This is a genomic window from Pseudomonas sp. P5_B2, from assembly GCF_056400445.1.
Genome location: NZ_JBFULH010000609.1, coordinates 1 through 2,384, shown reverse-complemented (window position 1 = coordinate 2,384; position 2,384 = coordinate 1). Strand labels below are relative to the sequence as shown.

2 protein-coding genes are annotated in these 2,384 nt (G+C 55.5%); one reads left to right on the top strand and one right to left on the bottom strand.

All coding sequences use genetic code 11. The features are described 5' to 3' along the window. Positions 1-392, top strand: a 392-nt coding sequence (locus tag AC1DRJ_RS24630) for a bestrophin-like domain (protein WP_477804457.1), incomplete at its 5' end; no start/stop codon positions are given. Positions 393-476: 84 nt separating this feature from the next. Here the strand turns inward: AC1DRJ_RS24630 and AC1DRJ_RS24625 are convergent. Beyond that, positions 477-2,384: alkyl/aryl-sulfatase (locus AC1DRJ_RS24625; protein WP_477804456.1), on the bottom strand; the 1,908-nt coding region annotated here is incomplete at its 5' end.

Here is a 2,384-nt window from a genome sequence, read left to right as displayed (position 1 = left end):
ACCCGCAGGCCATCAGCCATTCGGACGCCATCAGGCAACAGATTGATGATTTGAAGCCTGGCAACGATTCTCAGCGAGCGCTCAAGGCTCATGCGCAACAGATTGCCGATGAAGTGCTGGCTGCACGCTGGTTAACACTGCTACAAGCCCAAGGCTCGATTCCCGTTACGTTTCTGATCATTCTCGTCGCATGGCTATCCGTCATCTTCGGCGCGTTCGGCGTGTTCGCCCCCMAAAACGGGACGGTCGTTGTCGCGTTTTTTACGTGTGCGCTTTCGGCCTCCGCGGCGATCCTGCTTATTCAAGAAATGAACAGACCGCTCGATGGGTGGATCGGGGTATCAGTCGAACCAATGCGCGAGACACTCTCTCGTCTCGGACAGCAACCCTGAAAACCTGATCCCGGATTTTGTGCACCTTGCGCACGACAGGTCTCCACGTGCGCAAGGTTACTTCACCGTATTGCAGGCGATGGATTACTGATTGGTGCCAGGTATCAGCTCAAACGCGGGGGTAAACGGGGTGATGGCGGTCATCAACTGTGCGAAGGGTTTAGGGTTGCCTTCGAATGTGGCTTTGCCAGCCTGCACGAGTTGATCGAAGCCGGTTTTCCTCGCCATTACGCCTTCAAGATCAGAGCGGTTAACGGTGATGGTGAGGTCGGGATTTTTCGCCTGCTGCCCTTTGATATTGGTCAGCGTCGAATTGCTCAACTCAACCACAAACTGCTCACCATTGTCCGGAGTCTTGAGGTTCAAGACGAAGTGTTGATCCGCGACTTTGCTGCCGTCCAGGGCGATGCCGAGGTATTCAAGCCACAACTCGGTGCTCATGGCGCGGATCATGTCAGGCCCGGTGGATTTCGGCGGCACCCCTTTGGGCATGCCATGGCGCAGTTCATACGCCGCAGCGAGGAAGCTGTTGCGTACTCCGGCACTTTCTTTCTGGTAGCCGACTTGCTCATAAACATCCGCCAGCAGGTCCTTGGCCTTGCTGTTTTGGGGTTCGGCGTACACCAGTTTATTGAGGATTTCATAGGCTTCGCGGTACTTACCCTGATCGAACAGGGATTTCCCCTTGGTCATGATCTTGTCGGCGCCACCCATCATTTCTACATACAGCGGTGCCGAATCTTTCGGAGACAGCGGCATCAGTGTCGCCGGGTTGGCATCCCAGTAGCCCAGGTAGCGGTTGATCACGGCGCGGCTATTGTGCTCTTCCGAGCCGTGGTAGCTATGAGTCGCCCAGTTGTTTTTCAGGCTCTCGGGTAACTTGTAGACGTTTTGAATCTCGTTGATGGTGACGCCCTGATTGGCGGCGTGCAGGACCGCATTGTTCAGGTTGGCATAGGCATCGCGTTGCGCGCGCATGACGTCCTGAATCCGGTCATTGCCCCAGCGTGGCCAGCTGTGGGAGGCGAACATGACATCGGCCTGTTGCCCATAACGATACAGGGCATTGTTGATGTTCTTCGACCAAACCAGCGGATCACGGACCAGAGCACCGCGCAGGGTGTAAATGTTATGGATCGTGCCGGTAATGTTTTCGGCGGCCCAGAAGGCCTTGAATTGCGGGAACCAGGTGTTCATCTCCGCGGGTGCTTCGGTACCGGGCGTACTTTGAAACTCCATTTCCACACCGTCGATGGTCATGGTTTCGAAATCTTTCGAGATGTAGCGATTGGGCTCGATCAGCCCCATGCTGCCAATGGAGGCATTTTTCCCAATGGCCATGTCGACATGGCCGTAGGGGCTGTGCGGCAACATCACACCATATTGGAAGAACGCGCGCCGGTTCATGGCATTGCCGGCGTAGACGTTTTCCGCCACGGCATGCTCCATGAAACCTTCGGGTGCGATCACCGGGATCTTGCCGCTACGCACATCGGCTTCATCGACCACTCCACGGATACCACCGAAATGGTCGGCATGGGAGTGAGAAATCACAACCGCGACAACCGGACGCTTGCCGACTTTTTCATTGATGAAGTCCAGGGCTGCCTTGGCGGTTTCCTTCGACATCAGGGTGTCGAACACAATCCAGCCCGTATCGCCCTTGATGAAGGTGATGTTGGCCAAGTCAAACCCGCGAACCTGGTAAATCTTGTCCGGAACCACCTCATACAGACCGAAGGCCATGTTGAGGACTGCCTGGCGTTGCAGGGACGGATTGATGCTGTCGAAATCCTTGCCTTCAGTCAGGAAGTTATAACTGCCCATGTTCCAGGCGACGTTCCCGGCATCAGCCATGATCTTGTCGTAGGTCGGTGCAGCGATGAAGCCTTTTTTCGCTTCTTCAAAGTCGCGCTTGTCCGCGAATGGAAGTGCCTTGCGCACACCATTTTGCAGTTCGATTGTGTAAGTCGACGGCGCTTTGCCCTTGCT